General features: G+C 70.1%; 18 protein-coding genes and 1 pseudogene. 9 read left to right on the top strand and 10 right to left on the bottom strand.

Annotated elements, in window-relative coordinates:
• Nucleotides 1-43: 43 nt before the first annotated feature.
• A complete protein-coding gene (locus tag EZH22_RS11035; protein ID WP_203195669.1) occupies nt 44-976 on the top strand; it encodes a transporter substrate-binding domain-containing protein in 933 nt (310 codons plus the stop codon).
• Here the strand turns inward: EZH22_RS11035 and EZH22_RS11030 are convergent.
• On the bottom strand, nt 970-1,584 hold the full coding sequence (locus tag EZH22_RS11030; protein ID WP_203195668.1) for a TetR/AcrR family transcriptional regulator: 615 nt from the start codon (nt 1,582-1,584) through the stop codon (nt 970-972). The two genes, EZH22_RS11035 and EZH22_RS11030, sit on opposite strands and share 7 nt — an antisense overlap.
• A gap of 100 nt (nt 1,585-1,684) precedes the next feature.
• Between EZH22_RS11030 and EZH22_RS11025 the strand changes: the two genes are divergently transcribed.
• A complete protein-coding gene (locus tag EZH22_RS11025; protein WP_231711422.1) occupies nt 1,685-1,963 on the top strand; it encodes a hypothetical protein in 279 nt (92 codons plus the stop codon).
• A gap of 70 nt (nt 1,964-2,033) precedes the next feature.
• Nucleotides 2,034-3,721: pseudogene (locus tag EZH22_RS11020) on the top strand (lysine--tRNA ligase).
• 287 nt (nt 3,722-4,008) lie between these two features.
• Here the strand turns inward: EZH22_RS11020 and metH are convergent.
• The 4 genes from metH to EZH22_RS11000 form a co-directional block, all read right to left on the bottom strand.
• The gene (metH, locus tag EZH22_RS11015; RefSeq protein WP_203195667.1) at nt 4,009-7,734 is read right to left on the bottom strand and encodes a methionine synthase; all 3,726 of its coding nucleotides are present in this window, start codon (nt 7,732-7,734) and stop codon (nt 4,009-4,011) included.
• 78 nt (nt 7,735-7,812) lie between these two features.
• A complete protein-coding gene (locus EZH22_RS11010) occupies nt 7,813-8,070 on the bottom strand; it encodes a hypothetical protein (protein ID WP_203195666.1) in 258 nt (85 codons plus the stop codon).
• Between the two features lie 12 nt (nt 8,071-8,082).
• Nucleotides 8,083-9,012, bottom strand: coding sequence for a methylenetetrahydrofolate reductase [NAD(P)H] (gene metF, locus EZH22_RS11005; RefSeq protein ID WP_203195665.1), 930 nt, complete (start codon nt 9,010-9,012; stop codon nt 8,083-8,085).
• Complete coding sequence (locus tag EZH22_RS11000) at nt 9,012-10,031, bottom strand: ArsR/SmtB family transcription factor (RefSeq protein ID WP_203195664.1); 1,020 nt, start codon at nt 10,029-10,031, stop codon at nt 9,012-9,014. The genes metF and EZH22_RS11000 overlap by 1 nt, the downstream gene beginning before the upstream one ends.
• A gap of 266 nt (nt 10,032-10,297) precedes the next feature.
• Here EZH22_RS11000 and EZH22_RS10995 point away from each other — a divergent pair, with 266 nt between their 5' ends.
• Nucleotides 10,298-11,557 carry a L,D-transpeptidase family protein gene (locus EZH22_RS10995; RefSeq protein WP_203195663.1) on the top strand — a complete coding sequence of 420 codons (1,260 nt, stop codon included), beginning with the start codon at nt 10,298-10,300 and terminating at the stop codon, nt 11,555-11,557.
• A gap of 267 nt (nt 11,558-11,824) precedes the next feature.
• The gene (locus tag EZH22_RS10990; protein WP_203195662.1) at nt 11,825-12,409 is read left to right on the top strand and encodes an HdeD family acid-resistance protein; all 585 of its coding nucleotides are present in this window, start codon (nt 11,825-11,827) and stop codon (nt 12,407-12,409) included.
• 152 nt (nt 12,410-12,561) lie between these two features.
• Here EZH22_RS10990 and EZH22_RS10985 read toward each other — a convergent pair whose 3' ends face one another.
• From EZH22_RS10985 to EZH22_RS10975, 3 genes are all read right to left on the bottom strand, one after another.
• Entirely contained in the window at nt 12,562-15,699 is a 3,138-nt protein-coding gene (locus EZH22_RS10985; protein WP_203195661.1) for an efflux RND transporter permease subunit, read from the bottom strand.
• A complete protein-coding gene (locus tag EZH22_RS10980) occupies nt 15,696-16,892 on the bottom strand; it encodes an efflux RND transporter periplasmic adaptor subunit (protein ID WP_231711421.1) in 1,197 nt (398 codons plus the stop codon). Before EZH22_RS10980 ends, EZH22_RS10985 begins: the two co-directional genes overlap by 4 nt.
• 98 nt (nt 16,893-16,990) lie before the next feature.
• The gene (locus EZH22_RS10975; RefSeq protein ID WP_203195660.1) at nt 16,991-17,605 is read right to left on the bottom strand and encodes a TetR/AcrR family transcriptional regulator; all 615 of its coding nucleotides are present in this window, start codon (nt 17,603-17,605) and stop codon (nt 16,991-16,993) included.
• A 144-nt stretch (nt 17,606-17,749) separates the two neighbouring features.
• Between EZH22_RS10975 and EZH22_RS10970 the strand changes: the two genes are divergently transcribed.
• Together EZH22_RS10970 and EZH22_RS10965 are read left to right on the top strand one after the other, a co-directional pair.
• On the top strand, nt 17,750-18,835 hold the full coding sequence (locus EZH22_RS10970; protein WP_203195659.1) for a WD40/YVTN/BNR-like repeat-containing protein: 1,086 nt from the start codon (nt 17,750-17,752) through the stop codon (nt 18,833-18,835).
• A gap of 3 nt (nt 18,836-18,838) precedes the next feature.
• Nucleotides 18,839-19,135: a MoaD/ThiS family protein gene (locus EZH22_RS10965; RefSeq protein ID WP_203195658.1), complete on the top strand. Its 297-nt coding sequence runs from the start codon at nt 18,839-18,841 to the stop codon at nt 19,133-19,135.
• Nucleotides 19,136-19,138: 3 nt separating this feature from the next.
• Here EZH22_RS10965 and EZH22_RS10960 read toward each other — a convergent pair whose 3' ends face one another.
• Both EZH22_RS10960 and EZH22_RS10955 read right to left on the bottom strand, forming a co-directional pair.
• Nucleotides 19,139-20,125 (bottom strand): NAD(P)-dependent oxidoreductase, encoded by a 987-nt coding sequence (locus EZH22_RS10960; RefSeq protein ID WP_203195657.1) that lies wholly within the window; start codon nt 20,123-20,125, stop codon nt 19,139-19,141.
• A gap of 266 nt (nt 20,126-20,391) precedes the next feature.
• Complete coding sequence (locus EZH22_RS10955; RefSeq protein WP_203195656.1) at nt 20,392-20,877, bottom strand: Hsp20 family protein; 486 nt, start codon at nt 20,875-20,877, stop codon at nt 20,392-20,394.
• A gap of 248 nt (nt 20,878-21,125) precedes the next feature.
• On the opposite strand from EZH22_RS10955, the gene EZH22_RS10950 reads away from it, so the two are divergent.
• Entirely contained in the window at nt 21,126-21,560 is a 435-nt protein-coding gene (locus EZH22_RS10950; RefSeq protein ID WP_203195655.1) for a hypothetical protein, read from the top strand.
• 109 nt (nt 21,561-21,669) lie between these two features.
• Entirely contained in the window at nt 21,670-22,614 is a 945-nt protein-coding gene (locus EZH22_RS10945) for an alpha/beta fold hydrolase (protein ID WP_203195654.1), read from the top strand.
• Nucleotides 22,615-22,662: the final 48 nt, after the last annotated feature.

The raw sequence follows: 22,662 nt of genomic DNA, 5'->3' as shown, positions 1-22,662 counted from the left end.
GCGCCCGCCCCCATCCGTGCAAACCAAGGGTAGAATAGCCGCGATGGCTCGACCAGACCTTTTCGCACCGTCCCGCCTCCGGCGCGCCGGCCTCGCCATCGCCGCGCTGGCGGCGTGGGGAACCGCGCAGGCGGCGGCCCAGCCGGCCCGCGGCACGCCCGCGGGACCGCCACCGGTGTGGGGCGAGACGAAGGAGGCGCCGGCGAAGGCGGTGAAGGTGCCGAACTTCTGGAACATCGAGCGCCGCCTTGAGCGCCCCGACGCCGCGCGCCTGCCCAAAGAATTGCGCTTCGTCACCACGGACGATTATCCGCCCTTCAACTTCATCAATTCGGACGGGGTGCTCTCCGGCTTCAACGTGGATCTCGCGCGCGCTATCTGCGCCGAGCTGGCGGTGACCTGCGTGATCCAGACCGCGGTGTTCGACCAGATCACTGACGCCGTCGGCGAGAGCCGGGCCGATGCCGCGATCGCCGGCGTGGTGGCGACCCCGGCGGCGCGCGCGACCCTGGATTTCACCGAGCGCTATCTCGGCACCCCGGCACGCTTCGTGGGCAAGAGCCAGGACACCCTGGACGCGGCCACCCCGGAGACCATCGCCTCCAAGAAGGTGGCGGTGGTGAGCCGCACCGCCCACGAGGCCTATCTGCGCTCCTTCTTCAACGAGGCCGCCATCCGCCCCTATTCCGACCTCGCCGCGGCGCAGGAGGCGCTGAAGTCCGGGGCGGTGGACCTCCTGTTCGCCGACGGCATCACCCTGGCCCTGTGGCTCAACGGCGCCGACAGCGCCAATTGCTGCCGCTTCATCGGCGGGCCCTTCACCGAAAGCCGCTTCTTCGGCGACGGCTTCTCGGTGGCGGTGAAGGAGGGCAACGACACGCTGCGCCATGCCGTGGACTTCGCCCTCCAGCGCATCTGGGAGAAGGGCGTCTACACCGACCTCTATCTGCGCTGGTTCCCCATCGGCTTCTACTGAGCTTTGCCGGGGGGAGCGCCCGCGAGGGTACGGGCCATGGCCTCGATGCCGGGCGGATCGTCCGCGATCCTGTCGGTCAGGAGGCGCACCCAGTTGAAGCCGATATAGAGCTCCACGAGGGCGTCCACGGCGGCGGCATCGATATCGCCGCGGGCGGCGGCGCGCTCGAACATGAGGCGCAGGTCCTTCAGCCGCTCCGGCAGGAACTTGTCGCGCAGGGCCCGCAAGGCCGCCTCCCCCGCCTGGGCCTCGGCGATGAGCGCGCGGAAGGTGCGCCCCGAGGGGGTGCCGCGCCAGAATGCCCACAGCGCCCGCGTATAATCGAGGATGTCGCTCCACAGGGCGCCCGTCTCCGGCGCGGCGATGATGGCGGCCTTCTCGGCGGAATAGACGTCGATCAGCAGGTCGGCCTTGGTGGGCCACCAGCGGTAGATGGTGGGCTTGCCCGCCCCGGCGCGGCGCGCCACCTCGTCGATGGAGAAGCCGGCATAGCCGCGCTCGGCCAGAAGGTCCCGCGCGGCGGCGAGGATGGCGGCCTCGGCGGCGGGGTTGCGCCGCGCGCCGATGGAGGCGCGGCGGGCGCCGTCCTGTTGGGGTGTTTCCGGCATTTCCGCTCCCGTCACATGCCCCCTTGATTATCGAAACGGATCGTATATATCAACGTCCACATAGGAACGATCCGTTTCGTTCCATTATCGGACCTTCGCCATGACCCGCCTGCCTTTCCACCTTGCCCATCTGCCCGCGCATATGCCCGCGCATCTTCTGGCCCATCTGCCGAGCCTCCTGCCGTCCCGCACGCACCTGCGCTTTCTGGGAGTGATGATGGGCGGCGCCTATGGGCTCATCAATCTCATCCTCTGGACGCTGTCTCCCTTGACCGCGGGCTGGCCGGTGTGGGCGACCACGCTCGTCGCCGTGCCGCCCATGGTCGTGGGCATGGTGCACCTGGTCCTGCCCGTGGCCCGCGCCAGCTCCCGGCCCTGAGAACGCGCGCGGCCGCGTTGACGCCCCGTTCGGACGTTCCTAAGTTCGCGCTCCTTTTCCGGAGCCTGCCATGTCCTCGCCCGAAGCCTCGCCCGCCTTTGCCAACCCGGCCGATCTGGCCGGCGAGCTGAAGCGCGTCGCCGAGACCGCCACCGCCTGGCCGTTCGAGGAGGCGCGCAAGCTGGTGGAGCGGCTGAAGCGCAGCCCGAAGGCGCGCGGCTCGGAAGAGGTGCTGTTCGAGACCGGCTACGGCCCCTCGGGCCTGCCGCACATCGGCACCTTCGGCGAGGTGGCGCGCACCACCATGGTGCGCCACGCCTTCCGCATCCTCACCGAGGACAAGGTGAAGACCCGCCTCGTCGCCTTCTCCGACGACATGGACGGCCTGCGCAAGGTGCCGGACAACGTCCCCAACAAGGAGATGCTGCAGAAGGCGCTGGGCCTGCCTTTGACCAAGGTGCCGGACCCGTTCGGCACCCATGACAGCTTCGGCGAGCACAACAACGCGCGCCTGCGCTCCTTCCTCGATGCCTTCGGCTTCCAGTACGAGTTCATGTCGGCCACCGACTGCTATCTGTCCGGCCGGTTCGACGCGACCCTGCTCAAGGTGCTGCACCACTACGAGAAGGTGATGAACGTCATGCTCCCCTCCCTGCGCGAGGAGCGGGCGGCGTCCTATTCCCCCTTCCTGCCCATCTGCCCGCGCACCGGCCGGGTGCTCCAGGTGCCGATCCTCGAGCATCACGTGAAGCATGGCACCGTCACCTACGAGGACCCCGAAACCCGCGAGAAGGTCACGGTCCCGGTCACCGGCGGCGGCTGCAAGCTGCAGTGGAAGCCGGACTGGGCCATGCGCTGGGTGGCGCTGGGCGTCGATTACGAGATGGCCGGCAAGGATCTCATCGATTCGGTCAAGCTCTCCAGCCAGATCGCCAAGGCCCTCGGCGGCGAGCCGCCGGAGGGGTTCAACTACGAGCTGTTCCTCGACGAGAAGGGGCAGAAGATCTCCAAGTCCAAGGGCAACGGCCTCTCCATCGAGGACTGGCTGAGCTATGCCTCGCCGGAAAGCCTCGCGCTGTTCATGTTCCAGTCGCCCCGCTCCGGGAAGCGGCTCTATTTCGATGTCATCCCGCGCAACGTGGACGACTATTTTGGCTTCCTCGCCAAGTATCCGGCGCAGGACTGGAAGCTGCGCCTCGGCAACCCGGTGTGGCACATCCATGCCGGCGAGCCGCCGGTGGTGGACATGCCGGTGTCCTTCACCATGCTGCTCAACCTCGCCTCCGCCTCCAACACCGAGGACGAAAGCGTGCTGTGGGGCTTCCTGCGGCGCCACGTGCCGGGGGTGTCCGCCGAGACCCACCCCAAGCTCGCCGAGCTGGTGGGCTATGCGGTGAAGTATTTCCACGATTTCGTGAAGCCCAACAAGGTGTTCCGCAAGCCGGACGAGGTCGAGCGGCAGGCGCTGGAGACGCTGGATGCGGCGCTGGCCGACCTGCCCGCCGGCGCCGGCTCGGACGACATCCAGAACGCCCTCTACGACGTGGCCCGCCCCATCGCGCGCTACCAGGACATGAAGGCCAAGGGCGCCACCCCGAGCGGCCCGGCGTGTCCATCGAGTGGTTCAACACCCTCTACCAGGTGCTGCTCGGGCTGGAGCGCGGACCGCGCTTCGGCTCGTTCGTGGAGATCTACGGGGTGGCGGAAACGCGCGAATTGATCCGCAAGGCGCTGGCGGGCGAGCTGGCGGCGGCCTGAGGGGCCCTTGGCCACCCGTCATGCCCCGGCTCGCCCGGGGCATCCACCCTTGTCGCTCACGCGCCATGGCGGCACAAGGCACGTGAGCGACAAGGGTGGATCGCCCGGACAAGCCGGGCGATGACACCGCGAGGAGACCGAAAGGCAGGAGCGGCCGGGCGGATCCCGCTCTCGCCTCCAGAACGACCATGGCCAAGCTTTGGTGGGCCAAGCTTTCGTGTCCCAGCCGACTGGAACGCGGCGGAATGCGTCCGGGGCGCGGGGCTGCGATCAACCGGCGCCCGGCTCTACTCCGCCGCCGCGACCCGCGCCGGGTCGTAGTTGAGGATGGGCGCCAGCCAGCGCTCGGCTTCCTCCAGGGTCCAGCCCTTGCGTTGGGCATAGTCTTCCACCTGGTCGCGCTCGATGCGGCCGACGCCGAAATAGGCGCTTTCGGGGTGGGAGAAATACAGCCCCGAGACCGCCGCCCCCGGCCACATGGCGAAGCTCTCGGTGAGGTGGATGCCCACCTTCGCCGTGGCGTCGAGCAGGCGGAACATGGTTTCCTTCTCGGTGTGGTCGGGCTGGGCCGGATAGCCCGGCGCCGGGCGGATGCCGCGATAGCGTTCGGCGATGAAGTCCTCGTTGGACAGCGCCTCATCGGCCGCATAGCCCCACAGCCTAGTGCGCACCAGGTGGTGCATGCGCTCGGCGAAGGCCTCGGCGAGGCGGTCGCACAGGGCCTTGAGCAGGATGGCGGAATAATCGTCGTTGGCGGCCTTGAACACCGCCACCCGCTCCTCCTCGCCGATGCCGGTGGTGACGGCGAAGCCGCCCACGTAATCGGCGACCCCGCTCTCCAGCGGCGCGACGAAATCGGACAGCGCCAGATTGTGGCGTCCCTCCCGCCGCGCCAGCTGCTGGCGCAGGGTGTGCAGGGTGGCGAGCGGCGTCTTGCGGGTGTCGTCGCGGAACAAGAGGATGTCGTCGCCCACCGCATTGGCGGGCCAGAAGCCCACCACGGCGCGGGCCGACACCCACTTCTCCTCCACCATCTTCTTCAGCATCGCCTGCGCGTCCTCGAACAGGGCGCGGGCCGGCGCGCCCACCACCTTGTCCTCGAGGATGGCGGGATAGCGGCCGGTCAGCTCCCAGGACTGGAAGAACGGCGTCCAGTCGATATAGGGCACGAGGTCGGCGAGGTCGTGATCCTCGAACACCTCGGTGCCGAGGAAGGCCGGCTTGGGCGGCGCATAGGCGGAAAAATCCAGCCGCACCGCGTTCTCGCGGGCCTTGGCGATGGACAGCCGCTGCTTGTTGGCGTCCGCCCGCGCATGGGCCTCGGCGAGCTTGGCGTATTCGGCACGGATGTCGGCCACGTACGCGCCCCTGGTCTCGGCATTCAGCAGGTTCGAGACCACGCCCACCGCCCGGCTGGCGTCGGTGACGTACACCGCCTGCCCGCGATCGTAGCGCGGGGCGATCTTCACCGCCGTATGGACGCGCGAGGTGGTGGCACCGCCGATCAGCAGCGGCACGCAGAAGCCCTCGCGCTCCATCTCGGCAGCCACCGTCACCATCTCGTCGAGCGAGGGGGTGATGAGGCCGCTAAGGCCGATCACGTCCACGTTCTCCGCCTTCGCGGTGGCCAGGATCTTGGCCGTGGGCACCATGACGCCGAGGTCGATGACCTCGTAATTGTTGCACTGGAGCACCACGCCGACGATGTTCTTGCCGATGTCGTGCACGTCGCCCTTTACGGTGGCCATCAGGATCTTGCCCGCGGCCGAGGCGGAGGTGATACCCATCTCCTCCTTCTCCTTCTCCATGAAGGGCATGAGGTAGGCCACCGCCTGCTTCATCACGCGGGCGGACTTCACCACCTGCGGCAGGAACATCTTGCCGGCGCCGAACAGGTCGCCGACCACGTTCATGCCGGCCATCAGCGGGCCCTCGATGACGTGCAGCGGACGGGCGACCGACTGGCGCGCCTCCTCGGTGTCCGCTTCCACGAAATCGGTGATGCCGTTGACCAAAGCATGGGCGAGGCGCTTGTCCACCGGCCAGGAGCGCCAGGCGAGGTCCGCCTCCTTCTTCTCCTTGCCGGCGGCACCCTTGAAGCCTTCCGCGATCTCCAGGAGGCGCTCGGTGGCGTCGGCGCGGCGGTTCAGCACCACGTCCTCGCAGGCCTCGCGCAGGCCGGGCTCGATCTCGTCATAGACGGCGAGCTGGCCGGCATTGACGATGCCCATGTCCATGCCCGCCTGGATGGCGTGATAGAGGAACACCGCGTGCATGGCCTCGCGCACCGGCTCGTTGCCGCGGAACGAGAAGGACAGATTGGAGACGCCGCCGGAAATGTGGGCGTGGGGCAGGTTCGCGCGGATCCACCGCGTCGCCTCGATGAAGGCGACGCCATAGCCCGAATGCTCCTCGATGCCGGTGGCCACCGCGAACACGTTGGGATCGAAGATGATGTCTTCCGGCGGGAAGCCCAGCTCCTGCGTGAGGATGCGGTAGGCGCGGGCGCAGATCTGGGTCTTGCGCTCGAAGCTGTCGGCCTGGCCCTCCTCGTCGAACGCCATCACCACCACGGCGGCGCCGTAGCTGCGCACGAGGCGGGCCTTCTCGCGGAAGGCGTCCTCGCCCTCCTTCATGGAGATGGAGTTGACGATGCCCTTGCCCTGCAGGCGCTTCAGCCCCTCCTCGATGATCTCCCACTTGGAACTGTCCACCATCACCGGCACCTTGGCGATGTCCGGCTCGGAGGCGACGAGGTTGAGGAAGGTGATCATGGCCGCCTGACTGTCGAGCAGGCCTTCGTCCATGTTGATGTCGATGACCTGGGCACCGCTCTCCACCTGGTCGCGCGCCACCGCCAGCGCCGCGGGGAAATCGCCGTTGGTGACGAGCTTGCGGAAACGGGCCGAGCCGGTGACGTTGGTGCGCTCGCCCACGTTCACGAAGGGGATTTCCGGCGTCAGCTCGAACGGCTCCAGCCCCGACAGGCGCAGGCGCGGCGGGATCTCGGGGATGGCCCGCGGCGCCTTGCCCTTCACCGCCTGCGCGATGGCTCGGATGTGCGCCGGCGTGGTGCCGCAGCAGCCGCCGACGATGTTGACGAGGCCGGACGAGGCGAACTCGCCCACCAGTTCCGCCATGGCCTCGGGGCTCTCGTCATAAAGGCCGAACTCGTTGGGCAGGCCGGCATTGGGATAGGCGCAGACCAGGGTGTCCGCCACCCGGCCGATCTCCGCCACATGGGCCCGCATCTCCCTTGCCCCCAGCGCGCAGTTGAGGCCGATGGAGAAGGGCTTGGCGTGCTGCAGCGAGTACCAGAAGGCGGCGGGCGTCTGGCCGGAGAGGGTGCGGCCGGACAGATCGGTGATGGTGCCGGAGATCATCACCGGCAGGCGGATGCCGCGCTCGGCGAACAGCTTCTCGATGGCGAAGACGGCGGCCTTGGCGTTCAGCGTGTCGAAGATGGTCTCGACCAGCAGGATGTCGGCGCCCCCGTCCACGAGGCCCCGCGCCTGCTCGCCATAGGCGAGCGCGAGCTCGTCGAAGGTCACCGCCCGGAAGCCCGGGTCGTTCACGTCCGGCGAGATGGAGGCGGTGCGGTTGGTGGGGCCGAAGGCGCCGGCGACGAAGCGCGGTCGCCCGTCCTCGGCCTGCGCCATGTCGCCAGCCTCGCGGGCGAGGCGGGCGCTCTCGAAGTTGAGCTCGTAGACCAGTTCCTCCATGCCGTAGTCGGCCTGGGCGATGGAAGTGCCGGAGAAGGTGTTGGTCTCCACCATGTCCGCGCCGGCGCGGAAATATTCCAGGTGAATGGCCCGCACCGCGTCCGGCTGGGTGAGGCTCAACAGGTCGTTGTTGCCCTTCACGTCGCACGGCCAGTCGGCGAAGCGCGCGCCGCGATAGCCGGCCTCGTCGAGCTTGAGGCCCTGGATCATGGTACCCATGGCGCCGTCCAGCACGAGGATGCGCTCGGCGGCGGCCTGCTTCAGGGCGGAGGTGGTCTTTGTGGGGCTCATGGCTGGGTTTCTCGAAAGGCTGTGCGCCCTCGGCCGGAGGGGCGGGCCGGGCAGCCTGGCGCTGCCCGCGGCGATCGGTCAGGGATTGGGCTTGCGCGGCGGCGGCGGCTTCTTGCCGGCGCCTTTTTCCAGCGCCGCGAGGCGCTTTTCCATGGCATCGAAGCGTTCCTCGACTTCGGCCGCGGCGTAGCGACCGAGCACGCTCTCCCCGTTGATCGCCTGCCGGAGGCTGTCGCGCTTCTTGTCGACACCATCGAAGCGCGGGTCGTGACCCTCCAGCTTCGCCCGGATCTCCCGGAGCAGGCTCAGCACCTGGCTCTGCGGTTCCCCTGCCATCGTCGTCTCTCCTCAGACCGCGACCGCCTGCGGCACCCCGTCCGCCTGCGGGCGCAGGCCCAGGAGGTGGCAGATGGCATAAACGAGGTCGGCGCGGTTCAGGGTATAGAAATGGATATCCGTGACGCCGCGATCAACGAGGTCCGTCACCTGTTCGGCCGCCACCGCGGCGGCGATCAACTTGCGGGTCTCGGGATCGTCGTCCAGCCCCTCGAAGCGCCTGAGCAGCCAGGCCGGCACGCTGGCGCCGGTGCGGGTGGCGAAGTTGGAGGCCTGCTTGAAATTGGTCACTGGCAGGATCCCCGGCAGGATGGGGATGTCGATGCCGCGCGCCCGCACCTTGTCGAGGTAGCGGAAATAGACGTCGTTCTCGAAGAAGAACTGGGTGATCGCGCGGGTGGCGCCGGCATCCACCTTGGCCTTGAGCACGTCGATGTCGGCATCGAGGCTGGCGCTTTCGGGGTGCTTCTCCGGATAGGCGGAGACCGACACCTCGAAATCGCCGATGCGCTTGATGCCGGCCACCAGGTCGCTGGCGAAGGCGTAGCCGTCCGGATGCGGCTCGTAGCGGGTGCCGACGCCGGTGACCGGATCGCCCCGCAGGGCGACGATGTGGTTGATGCCGGCCGCCTTGTAGGCGCGCACCACCTCGTCCACCTCGTCCCGGGTCGCGGCGACGCAGGTCAGGTGCGCGGCGGGCGACAGGGCCGTCTCCCGGGCGAGGCGCTCGACGGTGGCGTGGGTGCGCTCGCGGGTCGAGCCGCCGGCGCCGTAGGTGACGGAGACGAAGGACGGCGACAGCGGCGCGAGCCGGCCGACCGACGCCCACAGCGTCTTCTCCATCTCCTCATTCTTCGGCGGGAAGAACTCGAAGGAGACCGACACCGGCGGACGACCCGTCTCCCGGCTGGCGCGCAGCGGGGTCGGCGAGGACGTGATCATCAGGCAATCTCCCTGTCGACAAGGTCGGCCCCGGCCATGAGGACACGCGGGTCCCGCGCCAGCCAGAGCGATACGGTGAGCCCTTCCCCGGGTCCGCCGGCGGGGGTGAGGGTGCGGAACGAGACGAGGTCGAGGCCGGCGTCGGCGAGCCAGCCCTCCACCGTCTCGCGCGGAAAGCCGAGGTGGCGGTGGGCGTGGGCCTCGCGCAGGAATTCGAGGGCATGGGGGGCGAAATCCACCACCAGCAGCCGCCCGCCGGGACGCAGCACCCGCGCCGCCTCCCGCAGGGCCCGGCCGCCGTCGTCCAGATAATGCAGCACCTGGTGGACGATCACCGCGTCGAACGCATCGCGGGGGGCAGGGACCGCGTAGATGTCGCTCTGCCGGAGCAGGCAGTTGCGCACGCCCGCCTGCTCCAGGTTGTTGCGGGCCACGCCCAGCATGTCCGGCGACAGGTCGATGCCCATGCCACGCTCGATGTCGCCGGCGAACAGCTCCAGCATCCGCCCCGTACCGGTGCCGAGATCGAGCAGGGAGCGGATGGGCGCGCCGCCGAGCGCCTGGCGCATGGCCGCCTCCACCGCCGCCTCGGGCACGTGCAGCCGGCGGATCTCGTCCCACTGCCGGGCATGGGCGGCGAAATAGGACTGCGCCGCGGCCGCCCGCGCCGCGCGGACCGCGTCGAGGCGCGCCCGGTCGCCGGCGAGCACCGGATCGTCGCGGTCGAGCAGGTCGAGCAGCTGCGTCACGATGCCCCCGCCCTCGCCCTCGGAGGCGCGGCGGTAGAACACCCAGCTCGCCTCGCGATGGCGCTCCACCAGCCCCGCCTCGGCGAGCAGCTTGAGGTGCCGGGAGATGCGCGGCTGCGACTGGCCGAGAATGTCGGTGAGGTCGGAGACCGTCAGCTCCGCCTCGGCGAGCACGGCGACGAGCCGCAGGCGCGTGTCCTCGCCCGCCGCCTTGAGGCCCTCAAGGACCGCGGAGAAGGAAAGAGGCTGACCGGCGCGGCGATTAGACATAAGGATATCTTTATATCTTTCTGGAACCCCCATCAAGCCTAAATTCCGGCGGGAGGCGCGGCGTGGCCGGCCGGGTCGATCACGAAGCGCGGCGCGCGGCGCAGTGCCATTGCACGCCGGTGCGCAGGGGAATACACGCTAGTCAGGGTCGCTTGGCGCGCGCCCTTGCAGCGCACGGTGAACCATACTGAAATACCGCTTCGGGGTGCGAAATATTCCGCACACCGTTTCCAATTTCGTCACGTTTCACGGTTAACACCTCAGACATGACCCTGCGCCACACACTTCTCCTCGCCGCCTTCGGGGCATCCGTTCTCACCGCGCCCGCCTTCGGCCAGGGCGCCTACGGCACGAATTACAGCCTGCCCGACAACGGGGCGGACGAGGAGGAGACCGGCACCCTTCCGCCCGGCTCCGTCGGCGGCTATGGCGAGCCGCCGCCCGGCTATTCCGATCCCTATTCCCGCCCGGCCCCGGTTCGTCGCGACCAGGTGGAGCGCACCGACCTCGCGCCGCCGAGCGGCCAGCCCCAGTCGACCTACCCCCAGGCGCCCGCCCCACAGGCCACCTATGGCGCACCGGCCCAGTCCGGCTATCCGCAGCCGGTGCAGCCCGGCTATGGGCGCAGCCCCCAGGCCGTCGCGCCGCAGCCGGGCAATCCGCCCGCGCCGGTGCAGCCCTACGGCAACCAGGCCTATGGAAATCAGGGCTACGGCCAGCCGCCGGCGCAGCCCGGCTATGGTCAGTCCGCGCAGCAGCAGCCGCCGGTCTACAGCCAGCCGCCGCAGCAGCCTGGCTATGGCCAGCCGCCCCAGGCGGCCTATGGCGACGCCCCCGCTTATGGCGCCCCGCCCCGCGCCGCGGTGGACCAGGACGCCATCTATGCCAGCATCAACGCCGGCCCGCCGCCGGCCGGCGTCTACGCGCCCAACACCGGCGTCGTGCCCGGCACCACCGAGGCGCCGTCCGGACCGCGCATCGAGAATATCGATCCCACCGAGCCGGTGCCGGAGCGCTTCCGCCGCCAGACCGTGGACTACGTGACCACGCAGCCGGCCGGCACCATCGTCATCGATACGCCCAACACCTACCTGTATTACGTGCTCGGCGGCGGCAAGGCCGTGCGCTACGGCATTGGCGTGGGCCGCGAGGGCTTCACCTGGGCCGGCACCGAGAAGGTCACGGCCAAGAAGGAATGGGCCGACTGGCGCCCGCCGTCGGAAATGATCCAGCGCCAGCCCTATCTGCCGCGCTTCATGGCGGGCGGCCCCGGCAATCCGCTCGGCGCGCGCACCATGTATCTCGGCGGCACGGTCTATCGCATCCACGGCACCAACGAGCCGCAGACCATCGGCAAGTTCGTCTCCTCCGGCTGCTTCCGCATGCTGAATGCGGACGTGGAAGACCTCTACGACCGCGTCAAGGTCGGCACCAAGGTGGTCATCATGCCGAAGGCCAGCAACAGCCCGCAGGCCAATGCGGCCGGCTCCGCGCCGGCGGTCTCCACCGCTTCCGCCGGGCGCTAGGCCGGAACCGACCGAATCAGGCCCGGCGGCGACCCGCCCGCCGGCCGCGAATCACACGAAGCGCCGCCCGCCGCTCCCGGCCGGGCGGCGTTTTCCGTTTGGCGCGGCGTTTCTCGTTTGGCGAGGACAAGCTCCACCCGTGCCGGAGCCAGCCCGCGCCGGGCCGCGCCGTGCATCCGCAATTCCCCGGAGACTGCGGCCCCTTACCGTGCCCCGCGTCTTCGATATGATGCGCGCCTCAGTCCTCATGTCGACTGGAGGGGCCCCATGTCCACGCCTGCCACCGCACCCACGTCCCCCGCATCCGCCGTCGCCGACCAGTTGCACGCCATCCGTGCCAACTGGGGCTGGTTCGTGGTGCTGGGCATCGCCTTTATCTTGCTCGGCTTCGTGGCTCTCGCCCACGTGCTCATCTTCAACATCGCCGCCGTCATCTATGTGGGCGCGTTCGTGCTCGTGGCCGGCGTGGTGCAGGTCATCCACGCCTTCCGCGTGCAGAGCTGGGGCCGCTTCTTCTACTGGCTCCTCGCCGGCCTGCTCTACATCGTGGCTGGCGGGCTCATCATGTACAACCCGCTGCTCGGCGCCGGCGTGCTCACGCTCATGATTGGCGTGGCCCTGGCGGTGGAAGGCATCTTCCGCATCTTCGCCGGCCTCGGCTCGCGCCCCGGCAAGGGCTGGGGATGGATCGTGGTGTCGGGCATCGTGACGCTGCTGCTCGGCCTCATCATCATCGCCCGCTGGCCGGTGAACTCGGTCTACATCCTCGGCCTGTTCCTCGGCGTGGACCTGGTCGTCAACGGCGTCGGCACGCTGCTCTTCGGCCTCACCCTGCGCGACAAGCAGGGCTGAGGTTCCAAAGCCCCGCCGGCAGGCCGGCGGGGCGAAGGGTCCGCGCGAAAAGTGCCCTCCCGCCCGGCCGCGGCCGGGGGCGTGGCCAGGGACGGGCGGAAGGGCCGCCCCGGGGGGCGCCGGGGCATCGGGGGGCGTCGCGACGCGACGCGTTATTCCGCCGGCTGCGCCGCGCCGGCCGGCAAGTCGTGGTCCTGCGTCACCTTCACGCGGAACCAGGTGGCATAGAGCGCCGGCACCACCAGCAGCGTGAGCACGGTGGCCACCAGCAGGCCGCCCATGATGGTCACGGCCATGGGGCCCCAGAAGGTGCTCTCCGCCAGCGGGATCATGCCCAGCACCGCCGCCAGCGCGGTGAGCACCACCGGCCGCGCCCGGCGCAGGGTGGCGTCCACGATGGCCCGGTGCGGGGTGTGCCCGTCACGGATGTCGTGGTCGATCTGGTCCACGAGAATCACCGTGTTGCGCATGATCATGCCGGCCAGCGCGATGAGCCCCAGCAGCGCCACGAAGCCGAACGGCTTTGCGGCGATGAGCAGCGCCGCCGCCGCCCCGATCAGCCCCAGAGGCGCCGTGGCGAGCACCAGCGCGAGCCGCGAGAAGCTCTGCAGCTGGATCATCAGCAACGTGAGCATGACGATGATCATCACCGGGAACACCGCCGCCAGCGAGGCATTGGCCTTGGCGCTCTCCTCGATGGAGCCGCCGGTCTCGATGCGATAGCCCGGCGGCAGCTCGGCCTTGAGGGCGTCGAGCTTCGGCAGCAGGCGGGTGGTGACGTCCGGCGGCTGGATGCCGTCCTTCACGTCCGCCCGCACGGTGAGCACCAGGTCCCGGTCGCGCCGCCACAGGATGGGCTCCTCATGGGCGTAGGCGATGCGCGCCACCTGCCCCAGCGGCACCGCCGCCCCGTTGCGGGTGGTGACGGTGAGCGCCGCCAGGTGCTCCAGGTCCACCCGCTCCTCGGGCACGGCGCGGGCCACCACGTCGATGAGAAGGTTGCCCTCGCGGTGCTGCGTCACCGTATAGCCGGAGAGCAGGGTCTGCAGGGTTTCGGCGAGGTCGCGGGGCGTGGTGCCGATGGCCCGCGCCCGGTCCTGGTCCACCGCCAGCGTGATGGACTTCACCTGCTCGCCCCAGTTCAGGTGCGGATCGATGGTGTCCTTGTCGGCGGCCATCACCACGCGCACCTTCTCGGCGATGTCGCGCACCATCAGGGGATCGGCCCCCACCACGCGGAACTGCACCGGGAAGCCCACCGGCGGGCCGAAGACGAAGCGGTCCACGCGCACCCGCGCCTCGGACAAAACACCCTGCGCCACCGCGGCGTCGAGGCGCGCCTTGAGCCGCTCGCGGCCCTCGATGTCCTTCGCCACGATCACGATCTGCGCGAAATTGGGGTTGGGCAGCACCGGATTGAGGCCGAGCCAGAAGCGCGGCGCGCCGCGGCCCACATAGGTGGTCGCCGTCGCCACGTCGGCATCGTCGCCGATGAGCGCCTCCGCCTTCTTCGCCGTGGCCTCGGTGACGGTGATGGACGTGCCCTCGGGCAGGCGCATTTCCAGGAACAGCTCGGGCCGGGTGGAGGTGGGAAAGAACTGCTGCTGCACGAAGCCGAAGGCGACCACAGCGCCGGCGAACAAGGCCAGCGTCGCCCCGATCACCATGAAGCGGTGGCGCAGGCACGCCTCCAGCACCCGGCGCAGGATGCGATAGAGCCGGCCGTCGTGCATCTCGTGGTGCCCGGCCTTCTTCATGTCGGGCAGCAGCACCGTGCCGAGATAGGGCGTGAAGATCACCGCCACGAACCACGATGCGATCAGGGCGATGCCCACCACCCAGAAAATGCCGCCGGCATATTCGCCGGACGACGACTTGGCGAAGCCCACCGGCAGGAAGCCGGCCGCCGTCACCAGGGTGCCGGTGAGCATGGGGAAGGCGGTGGAGGTCCAGGCGAAGGTGGCCGCGCGCATGCGGTCCCAGCCCTCCTCCATCTTCACCACCATCATCTCGATGGCGATGATGGCGTCGTCCACCAGCAGGCCGAGGGCGATGATGAGCGCGCCGAGGGTGATGCGGTGGAGGTCCATGCCGGACGCGAACATCACCACGAAGACGATGGCGAGCACCAGCGGCACGGAGAGCGCCACCACGATGCCGGTGCGGAACCCCAGCGACAGGAAGCTCACCACCAGCACGATGACGAGGGCCTCGGCGAAGGTCTTGAGGAACTCGCCCACCGATTCGCCGACGATGTGGGGCTGGTCGGCCACCTGCGCCACGTCGATGCCCATCGGCAGCTCGCCGACGGCCTCGCCCATGGCCGCCTTCAGGTCCTTGCCGAGGGTGAGGATGTTGGCGCCCTGGGCCATGGCGACGCCGATGCCGAGGGCGGGATGGCCGTGCTGGCGCACCAGGAAGGCGGGCGGGTCCTCGTAGCCCCGCTTCACCGTGGCGATGTCGCCGAGCCGGACCAGGGAGCCGCCGACCGCCACCGGCACCTCGGCGATGGCCTCGGCGCCGGTGAAGGCGCCGGTGAGGCGCAGGTTGATGCGGTCCGCCCGCGTATCCACCGCGCCGCCGGCCACCACCGCATTCTGCCGGGCGACGCTGTCGAAGATCTGCGCCGGGGTGATGCCGAGGGTGGCGAGCCGCGCGTGGGAGAACTCGATATAGATGCGCTCGGGCCGCTCGCCGATGAGGTCCACCTTCTCCACGTTCGGCACGCGCAGGAGGCGCTGGCGGATGATCTCCGCCTGCCGCTTCAGCTCGGCCGGGGAGGCCCCCTCCCCGCTCAGCATGTAGAGGGCGGAATAGACGTCGCCATATTCGTCGTCGAAGCCGGGCCCGACGACCCCCGCCGGCAGGTCGCCGCGCATGTCGGAGACCTTCTTGCGCACCTGGTACCAGAGGTCCTTCACCTCGCGGGCGGGGGTGGAATCGGCGAGGATCACCTGCACGAAGGACACGCCGGGGCGCGAGTAGCTCTCGATCCGGTCGAGATGCGGCATCGACTGGAGCTTCTTCTCGATGGGATCGGCCACCTGCTCCTGCATCTGCGAGGCGGTGGCGCCCGGCCAGGCCGCCTGCACCACCATCACCTTGATGGTGAAGGAGGGGTCTTCCTGCCGGCCGAGATTGACATAGGCGAAGACGCCCGCCGCCGCGAGCAGGAGGATGGCGAACAGGGTGAGGGTGCGGTGGGTGATGGCCCAGCGCGAGAGGTTGAAGCCCGTGGCCGGAGCCTCGGCCTCGGGAGTGGCGCCGCCGGGGGAGTCCTGCGCGCTCATGGCTGCGTCCCCTTCCGGCCGGACTCGGCGCCGCGCAGGGTCAGCTCGGTGGCGGCGGAGACCTGCGCCGTGCGCACCTTCTGGCCGGGCAGCAGGGTCTGCACCCCCAGGGTCACCACGCTCTCCCCCGGAGCGAGGCCGGCGCTGACCAGCACCGAATCCTCGGTATAGGCGGCGATCTCGACCGGCCGGGCGGCGAGGGTGCGGTCCGGCGCCTCCACCACGAACACCTGCGGGCCGTGGCCGCGGTCGATCACCGCCGACAAAGGCAGGCGGGCCACGTCCCCCGCCGATTTGGGATGCAGGGTCACCGTCGCGGTCATGCCGAGGGCGACGGTCTCGTCGGCGCCCTCCAGGGTGAAGCGGGCGGGATAGGTGCGCGAGGTCGGGTCGGCCTGGGGCGACAGCTCGCGCAGGGTGGCCTTGATGCGCCGGCCGGGCTCCGCCCAGAGGGTGACGAAGGCGTCGGCGGCGCGGGCGTCGGCTAGCGCCGTCTCCGGCAGGGCGACCACCGCCTCCTTCTCGTCGAGGCGGGCGACCCGCACGATGGTCTGGCCGGCCGAGACCACCTGCCCCGGCTCGGTGGAGGTGGCGACCACCACGCCGGCGGCGTCGGAGACGAGGTCGGCATAGGAGAGCCGGTTCTCGGCCAGCTCCAGCGACCTCTTCGCCCGTTCGAGACGGCCCACCGCCTCCTCCCGCGCGAGGGACTTGCGGTCGAGGTCGGCGGTGGATGCGACGCCCTTGGCGGACAGGGAGCGATAGCGCCCGTCCTCCGCCGTGGTCTGGGCGAGGTTGGCGGTGGCAGCGGCGAACTCGGCCCGGGCGCTCTCCAGCTCCAGCCGCAAATCCTCGGCATCGATGCGGGCGACCACGTCGCCGGGAGCCACGCGATCCCCCACCTCGACCTTGCGCTGCACCACCTTGCCGCCGACGCGGAAGGCGAGATCGATCTCCCGCCGCGCCCGTACCACGCCGACGAAGGTCTTCTGCGTGTCGCGCGGGCGGAGGGCGACCGTCGTCACCTGCACCGGCCGCGCCACCACGGCGGGCGCATCCTGCGGCACCTTCGCCGCGGTTTCCTCGCCGCAGGCGCTCAGCAGGGGCGCGAGCATCGCGAGCGAGGCGGCGATCCATCCCGCGCGCAGGCGGCGCGGCGGCTGGGACGGCAGACAGGGAGCGACGGGGGGCATGGCAGGGTCCTGTCAATTGAGACGTTATGATTCAACGCTGATGAAAATCAATGATCATCATTTTACCGGCGCACGAAGGCGATCGGATCACTCCGCCGTCAGGCGAAGGGGGTCCGCTCCACCTCGATGCTGCGCAGGATGAACGTCAGGCTGGCTTCGAGGCCGGCCTCCAGATCCTCGTCGATATTCTGGGCCACCATCACCGGATGGCAGAACCGCACACAGGCGCCGAGGATGATCTGGCTGGCCGCCCTCGGGTCATGGGGCACGAAAACGCCGGCTTCGATGCCCTCGGCCAGCACCGTCGCGATCATGGCGCCGATGCGCGCCTTGTGCGCCTCGATGGCGGCCCAATTGTTCTCGATGGCCACCAGCACCATGTCGTGCACGCGCCGCTCCGCGAGGAAGTTTTCCTTGTGGTAGCGCAGGATGGCGAGATAGGCGGCCATGATGCGCTGCTGCGGCGTGCCGTCGGCGGCGATGACCTTGGCGACCACCGCCTCGCTCTCCAGCAGGCAGCGCGTGCAGATGTTGTCGACGATGGCCGTCTTGGACGGGAAGAAGCGGTAGACGTTGGCGGGCGACATGCCGAGCTCGGCGGCGATGTCGGCCACCGCGGTTTTGGCGAAGCCCATGCGGCGGAACAGCTCTTCCGCTGTCCGCGCGATGCGCTCGCGGGTTTCGTCCGCCGTCTCCTTCACCCTGATGTTCACGGGCACTCTCCTTAGAACTGACGAATATCATAAATCGTCAGCCATCTCCTTGAAAGCCTCCGGGCGAAAATATTTTCCCCTGTCGGAACGCCGCCCGGTGGCGCGTCCTTGACGCGGGGACCCGTACAGCCAGGGAGCCGAAGAATGGCGCAGAAAGTGCTCGTACTGCTCGGAACCAAGAAGGGTGCGTTCATCCTGGAGAGCGACGCCGGCCGCCGGACCTGGGCGCTGCGCGGCCCCTATTGCGAGACATGGCCCATGAACCATGTGGTCGGCGACGCCACCACCGGCCGCATCTATGCCGGCGGCGGCAATGAATGGTTCGGGCCGGCCGTCTGGCAGTCGGACGATCTCGGCGCCACCTGGACCCATTCGAGCCGCGGCCTCGCCTATGCCGAGGGCGAAACCCCCATCAAGGCGGTCTGGAGCCTTGCCGCGGGCGCCGGCGGAACGGTCCTCGCGGGGGTGGAGCCGGCGGGCCTGTTCCGCTCCGACGACGGCGGCGCGAGCTTCACCCACCTGGACGGGCTGCAGAAGCACCCCTCCCGGCCGGAGTGGAATCCCGGCGGCGCCGGGCTGATCCTCCACTCGCTGGTGCTCGATCCCGAGGATCCCGATGCGGTCTGGGTCGGCATCTCCGCCGCCGGCGTCTTCCACAGCGCCGACGGCGGCCGCACCTGGAGCGCGCGCAACTCCGGTACCCGCGCCGACTACATGCCCGAAGGCCAGAACTATCCCGAGCACGGCCAGTGCGTGCATTGCGTGGTGAAGGCGCCGGGCCTGCGCCATCGCCTGTACCAGCAGAACCATTGCGGCATGTACCGCTCCGACGACGGCGGCCAGACCTGGGCCAGCATCGAGCAGGGCCTGCCCTCGAGCTTCGGCTTTCCCGCCGCCGCCCATCCGCGCGACCCCGAGACGCTCTACCTCGTGCCGCTGAACGGCGACACCGCCGGCCGCTACATGCCGGAGGCGAAGGCGGCGGTCTGGCGCACCCGCGACGGCGGGGCGAGCTGGACCGCCCTGCGCCGCGGGCTGCCGCAGCACAATGCCTACTTCAACGTGCTGCGGCAGGCCATGGCCACCGATCCCATGGAGCCCACCGGGGTGTATTTCGGCACCGGCTCCGGCGAGCTCTATGCCAGCGCCGACGAGGGCGAGAGCTGGACCCGCGTCGCCGAGCACCTGCCCACCATTTCCTCGGTGGAGACCCTCGTGCTGGAGGCGTGAGGCGTGGCTCCCGCACTGCCTTCCCCGCCCCCGGCTCCCGCGCGGGTCCGCCTGCCGGCCCACCTCGCGCGGCTGTTTCCGGACGGCGCGACCTATGTGGAGATCGTCGCGGCGGACGTGGCCGCGCTGATGGACGCGCTCGAGGCCCGCTGGCCTGGCATGCGCGACCGGCTGTGCGACACGACCCCGGCCGTCCGCCGCCACATCAACGTGTTCGTGGCCGGCCGGCGGGCGCGGCTCGACACGCCGCTGGCGCCGGGGGCCGACGTGTTCATCCTCACCGCCATCAGCGGCGGATGAGCATCAGGGCGCGGTGACGAGGCAGCCGGGCGGCAGGGGCAGGCCGTCGAGCCCGGCCACCACGCAGCGGGCGGAGATGAGGTTGCCGCGGGCCAGGCCCTCGGCGCTGGAGCCGGCGGCGTGGGCCGTGGCCACCACGTCCGCCCGCGCCGCCAGCGCCGCCGCCACCGGCAGCAGCGCCGGATCGACCTCGGCCTCGAACACGTCGAGCCCGGCCCCGCCGATCCGCCCCGCATCCAGCGCCGCGAGCAGCGCCTTGTCGTCGATGAGCCCGCCCCGCGAAGTGTTCACCACGATCGCCCCCCGCTTCATGGCCGCGAGGGCCGCCGCGTCGATGATGTGGCGGGTCTCCGGCGCGAGCGGCGCATGCAGGCTCACCACCTCGCTCTCGGCGATGAGCTCCGGCAGCGGCACGTAGCTGACGAAGGGGAAGTCGGGGTCCGGGGTGCGGGTGGCCACCAGCACCTTCACCTCGAAGCCGTGCAGGCGGTGCGCCACCGCCCGGCCGATGCGCCCGAGGCCGACGAGGCCCACGGTCTTGCCGGTGAGGTCGAAGCCGCTCACCGCCCGCCAGTCCCCGGCGGCGATGGCGGCGCCGCTTTCCTTCAAGCGGCGCAGCACCGCGAGGATCAGGGCGAGGGTGTGATCGGCCACGGCGGCGTCGTTGGCCCCCGCCGCGATGGTGACCATGCGCCCGAGGTCCCGCGCCGCCGCCACGTCCACCCGGTCATGGCCGACGCCGCGCCGCGCGATCACCTTCAACTGCGGGTGCGCCGCAAGGATGTCCCGCGTCACCGCCCGCTGACCGACGATCCAGCCCTCGGCGCCCGCCAGCAGGCTGTTGAGATCGGCGTCGGGAATGTGCGTGTCCAGGGCGTCCGGCGGGAGGCCGGACGGCACGGCCACGCACCCGTGCTCCGCCAGATAGCGGGCGGCGGCGGCGTCGAAAAGGCGGGTGGTGATGAGAACCTTGCGGGGAGACGGGGCCAAGGCGGAAACCTTCCTGCGGCGTGCGGGGGGCGGCAGGCCTGCGGGATGCCGCACCGCCTGCGCAAGGCCCCCTCCTCCCGCGCCTTCCGCCGAAGATCAAGCCCCCGGCATGCAGACGGCGGCACCCTTGGGCGCCGCCGGTGGAGGGGCGGAGGATGCTCCGCCCGCCCGATCGCCGGAGCGATCGTCAGATCACCGTCACTCGGGCGATCCTCGGATCGCCGTCATGGGGAGGCGCCATGCGGGACGCCTCAGGCCGGGACGCCTCAGGCCGCTTTGGCCGCCTCGGCGGGCCCCTCGATGGTCTTCGGGGCCTCTCCGGCGGACGTGGTGGCGATCTTGATCGCGCGCGGCTTCTTGGTCTCGGGAATGTTGCGCACGAGATCCACGTGCAGCAGCCCGTTCTCAAGAACCGCGCCCTTCACCTCCACATGGTCGGCGAGCTGGAAGCGTCGCTCGAAGGCGCGCGCCGCGATGCCACGATAGAGCATCTGCCCGGCCTCGGAGGCCTCGGCCGTCTTCTTCTCGCCCTTGAGGGTGAGGGTGTTTTCCTTCACCTCGATGCTGAGCTCGGCATCGGTGAAGCCCGCCACGGCAACGGTGATGCGGTAGGCGTTCTCGCCGGTCCGCTCGATGTTGTAGGGCGGGTAGGTGGGAGCCGCATCGACTCCACCCACGGAATCGAGCAGCGAAAACAGCCGGTCGAAGCCAACGGTGTTGCGATACAGCGGAGCAAGGTCAAACGTACGCATGGCATATCCTCCTTTGAAGCGACATGCAGAACCCGCCTGAAGCCGGGTCCGGATCTGGCGCCGCCACGAGTGCCCGGCGCCACCTTCGATGTGGGAAGGTCCCTTCGGGGCGTCAAGGGCGGCGCCCGCCGCTTTCCTGAACACGGGATGAACGCTGGTGTCGGGCTGTGTTCAAGCGCGGCTCCTACACTTTGCCGAACCAAGCACGCTCCATCCGCCGATGTGGCGGGGAGGGAGGGAGCCAGGCGATGCGGGTCGCTGCGGCAGCCGTTTCGGTGATCGTCGGGATGACGCTGCTCGGGCCGTCGCCGTTCGGCACCGGGTCGTTCACGCCGGGGAGCGGCGGGCGCCCCTTCGCCGCCGCCGAGATGAGCCCGGGCCGCATCCGCGTCGCCGACGACACCGGCCCGACCCCGCCCCCCTCCGCCCTCACCCTGAGCCGGCCCGACCCCTACAAGCCCTACCAGAGCCAGCCGCCGGCCCGCGCGCCCCTTGGCCCGGCCGAGGTGGAAGCGACCCTGAAGGCCCGCGGCTTCGTCGACGTGAGCGACGTGCGCCAGCGCGGGCGCACCTTCCTCGCCGAGGCCACCGGCCCGCGCGGCGAGCGGGTCCGCCTCGTGGTGGATGCGGCGAGCGGGGAGATCAGCGGCATGCAGGTGATCGGCTTCGGCCGGCGGCGCTGAGCGCGAACGGCCCGGCAACACGGAGCGCCCCGCTCACCCCGCGATTGTGGAGGGTGCGGCGAGCGTGTAACCCTCCCGACCTCCCGCCCTGTCCGCCGCACGAGCCGTCATGACCCTGTTCGCCCTTCCAAGCCATCCGGTGCCCGACGGCTGCGTCGCCGGCGAGGTCGTCGCCGCCGACGGGGTGCGGCTGCGATTCGCCCGGTGGACGCCGGACGGCGCGGCGAAGGGCACGGTCGCCCTCTTCGGCGGCCGCGCCGAGTTCATCGAGAAGTATTTCGAGGTGGTGCGCGAGCTGCGCTCGCGGGGCTTCGCCGTGGCCATGCTGGACTGGCGCGGCCAGGGCGGCTCCCAGCGCCTCCTGCGCAACCGTCTGAAGGGGCACGTGGCCCGCTTCTCGGACTACCAGCTGGACCTTGAGGCCTTCGCCCGCGAGGTGCTGCTGCCCGATTGCCCGCCGCCGCATTTCGCGCTCGCCCATTCCATGGGGGGCACCATTCTGTTGCAATCGGTGCTGGAGGGCCAGCGCTGGTTCGATCGCATGGTGCTGAGCGCGCCCATGCTCGATCTCGCGGTGGTGCCGCTGCAGGCCATCGTGCAGCCGGCAGCGACCCTGCTGGCGCATGTGGGCTTCGCCCGCGCCTATGTGCCGGGCGGGCGCGGCCGGCCGCTCTCGCGCCTGCGCTTCGAGGGCAATCCGTGCACCTCGGACCGGCGGCGGTTCGAGCGGACGCAGGAGCTGGTGCGCGCCAATCCCGCCCTCGACCTCGGCGCCCCCACCATCGGCTGGCTCTCGGCCGCCTATGCGGCCATGGCCGAGCTGACGCATCCGGACACCATCAGCCGCATCCGCCAGCCCTTGCTCATCATCGCCGCGGGGGGCGACCGGCTGGTGTCCAACAGCGCCATCGAGCATTTCTCGGCCCGGCTCATCGCCGGCGCCCACGTGGTGGTGTCGGCGAGCCGCCACGAGCTGATGATGGAGAAGGACATCTTCCGCGCCCAGTTCTGGGCCGCGTTCGACGCCTTCGTTCCGGGAACGCCGATCCTCTAGGAGCCTCTTCGAGCGAAGGAGAGACCGGCTTCCGCGCAGAAAACGCGT

Origin of the sequence: Xanthobacter dioxanivorans (genome assembly GCF_016807805.1) — a bacterium.
Lineage (GTDB): Bacteria > Pseudomonadota > Alphaproteobacteria > Rhizobiales > Xanthobacteraceae > Xanthobacter > Xanthobacter dioxanivorans.
Note: the sequence above shows the minus strand (reverse complement) of the source record. Positions and strands in the feature narration are given on the sequence as shown.

Excerpts from the sequence above, each read along its gene's own strand:
- EZH22_RS11035 (WP_203195669.1), top strand. The coding sequence starts at position 44 with ATGGCTCGACCAGACCTTTTCGCACCGTCCCGCCTCCGGCGCGCCGGC.
- EZH22_RS11030 (WP_203195668.1), bottom strand. The coding sequence starts at position 1,584 with ATGCCGGAAACACCCCAACAGGACGGCGCCCGCCGCGCCTCCATCGGC.
- EZH22_RS11025 (WP_231711422.1), top strand. The coding sequence starts at position 1,685 with ATGACCCGCCTGCCTTTCCACCTTGCCCATCTGCCCGCGCATATGCCC.
- metH (WP_203195667.1), bottom strand. The coding sequence starts at position 7,734 with ATGAGCCCCACAAAGACCACCTCCGCCCTGAAGCAGGCCGCCGCCGAG.
- EZH22_RS11010 (WP_203195666.1), bottom strand. The coding sequence starts at position 8,070 with ATGGCAGGGGAACCGCAGAGCCAGGTGCTGAGCCTGCTCCGGGAGATC.
- metF (WP_203195665.1), bottom strand. The coding sequence starts at position 9,012 with ATGATCACGTCCTCGCCGACCCCGCTGCGCGCCAGCCGGGAGACGGGT.
- EZH22_RS11000 (WP_203195664.1), bottom strand. The coding sequence starts at position 10,031 with ATGTCTAATCGCCGCGCCGGTCAGCCTCTTTCCTTCTCCGCGGTCCTT.
- EZH22_RS10995 (WP_203195663.1), top strand. The coding sequence starts at position 10,298 with ATGACCCTGCGCCACACACTTCTCCTCGCCGCCTTCGGGGCATCCGTT.
- EZH22_RS10990 (WP_203195662.1), top strand. The coding sequence starts at position 11,825 with ATGTCCACGCCTGCCACCGCACCCACGTCCCCCGCATCCGCCGTCGCC.
- EZH22_RS10985 (WP_203195661.1), bottom strand. The coding sequence starts at position 15,699 with ATGAGCGCGCAGGACTCCCCCGGCGGCGCCACTCCCGAGGCCGAGGCT.
- EZH22_RS10980 (WP_231711421.1), bottom strand. The coding sequence starts at position 16,892 with ATGCCCCCCGTCGCTCCCTGTCTGCCGTCCCAGCCGCCGCGCCGCCTG.
- EZH22_RS10970 (WP_203195659.1), top strand. The coding sequence starts at position 17,750 with ATGGCGCAGAAAGTGCTCGTACTGCTCGGAACCAAGAAGGGTGCGTTC.
- EZH22_RS10955 (WP_203195656.1), bottom strand. The coding sequence starts at position 20,877 with ATGCGTACGTTTGACCTTGCTCCGCTGTATCGCAACACCGTTGGCTTC.
- EZH22_RS10950 (WP_203195655.1), top strand. The coding sequence starts at position 21,126 with ATGCGGGTCGCTGCGGCAGCCGTTTCGGTGATCGTCGGGATGACGCTG.
- EZH22_RS10945 (WP_203195654.1), top strand. The coding sequence starts at position 21,670 with ATGACCCTGTTCGCCCTTCCAAGCCATCCGGTGCCCGACGGCTGCGTC.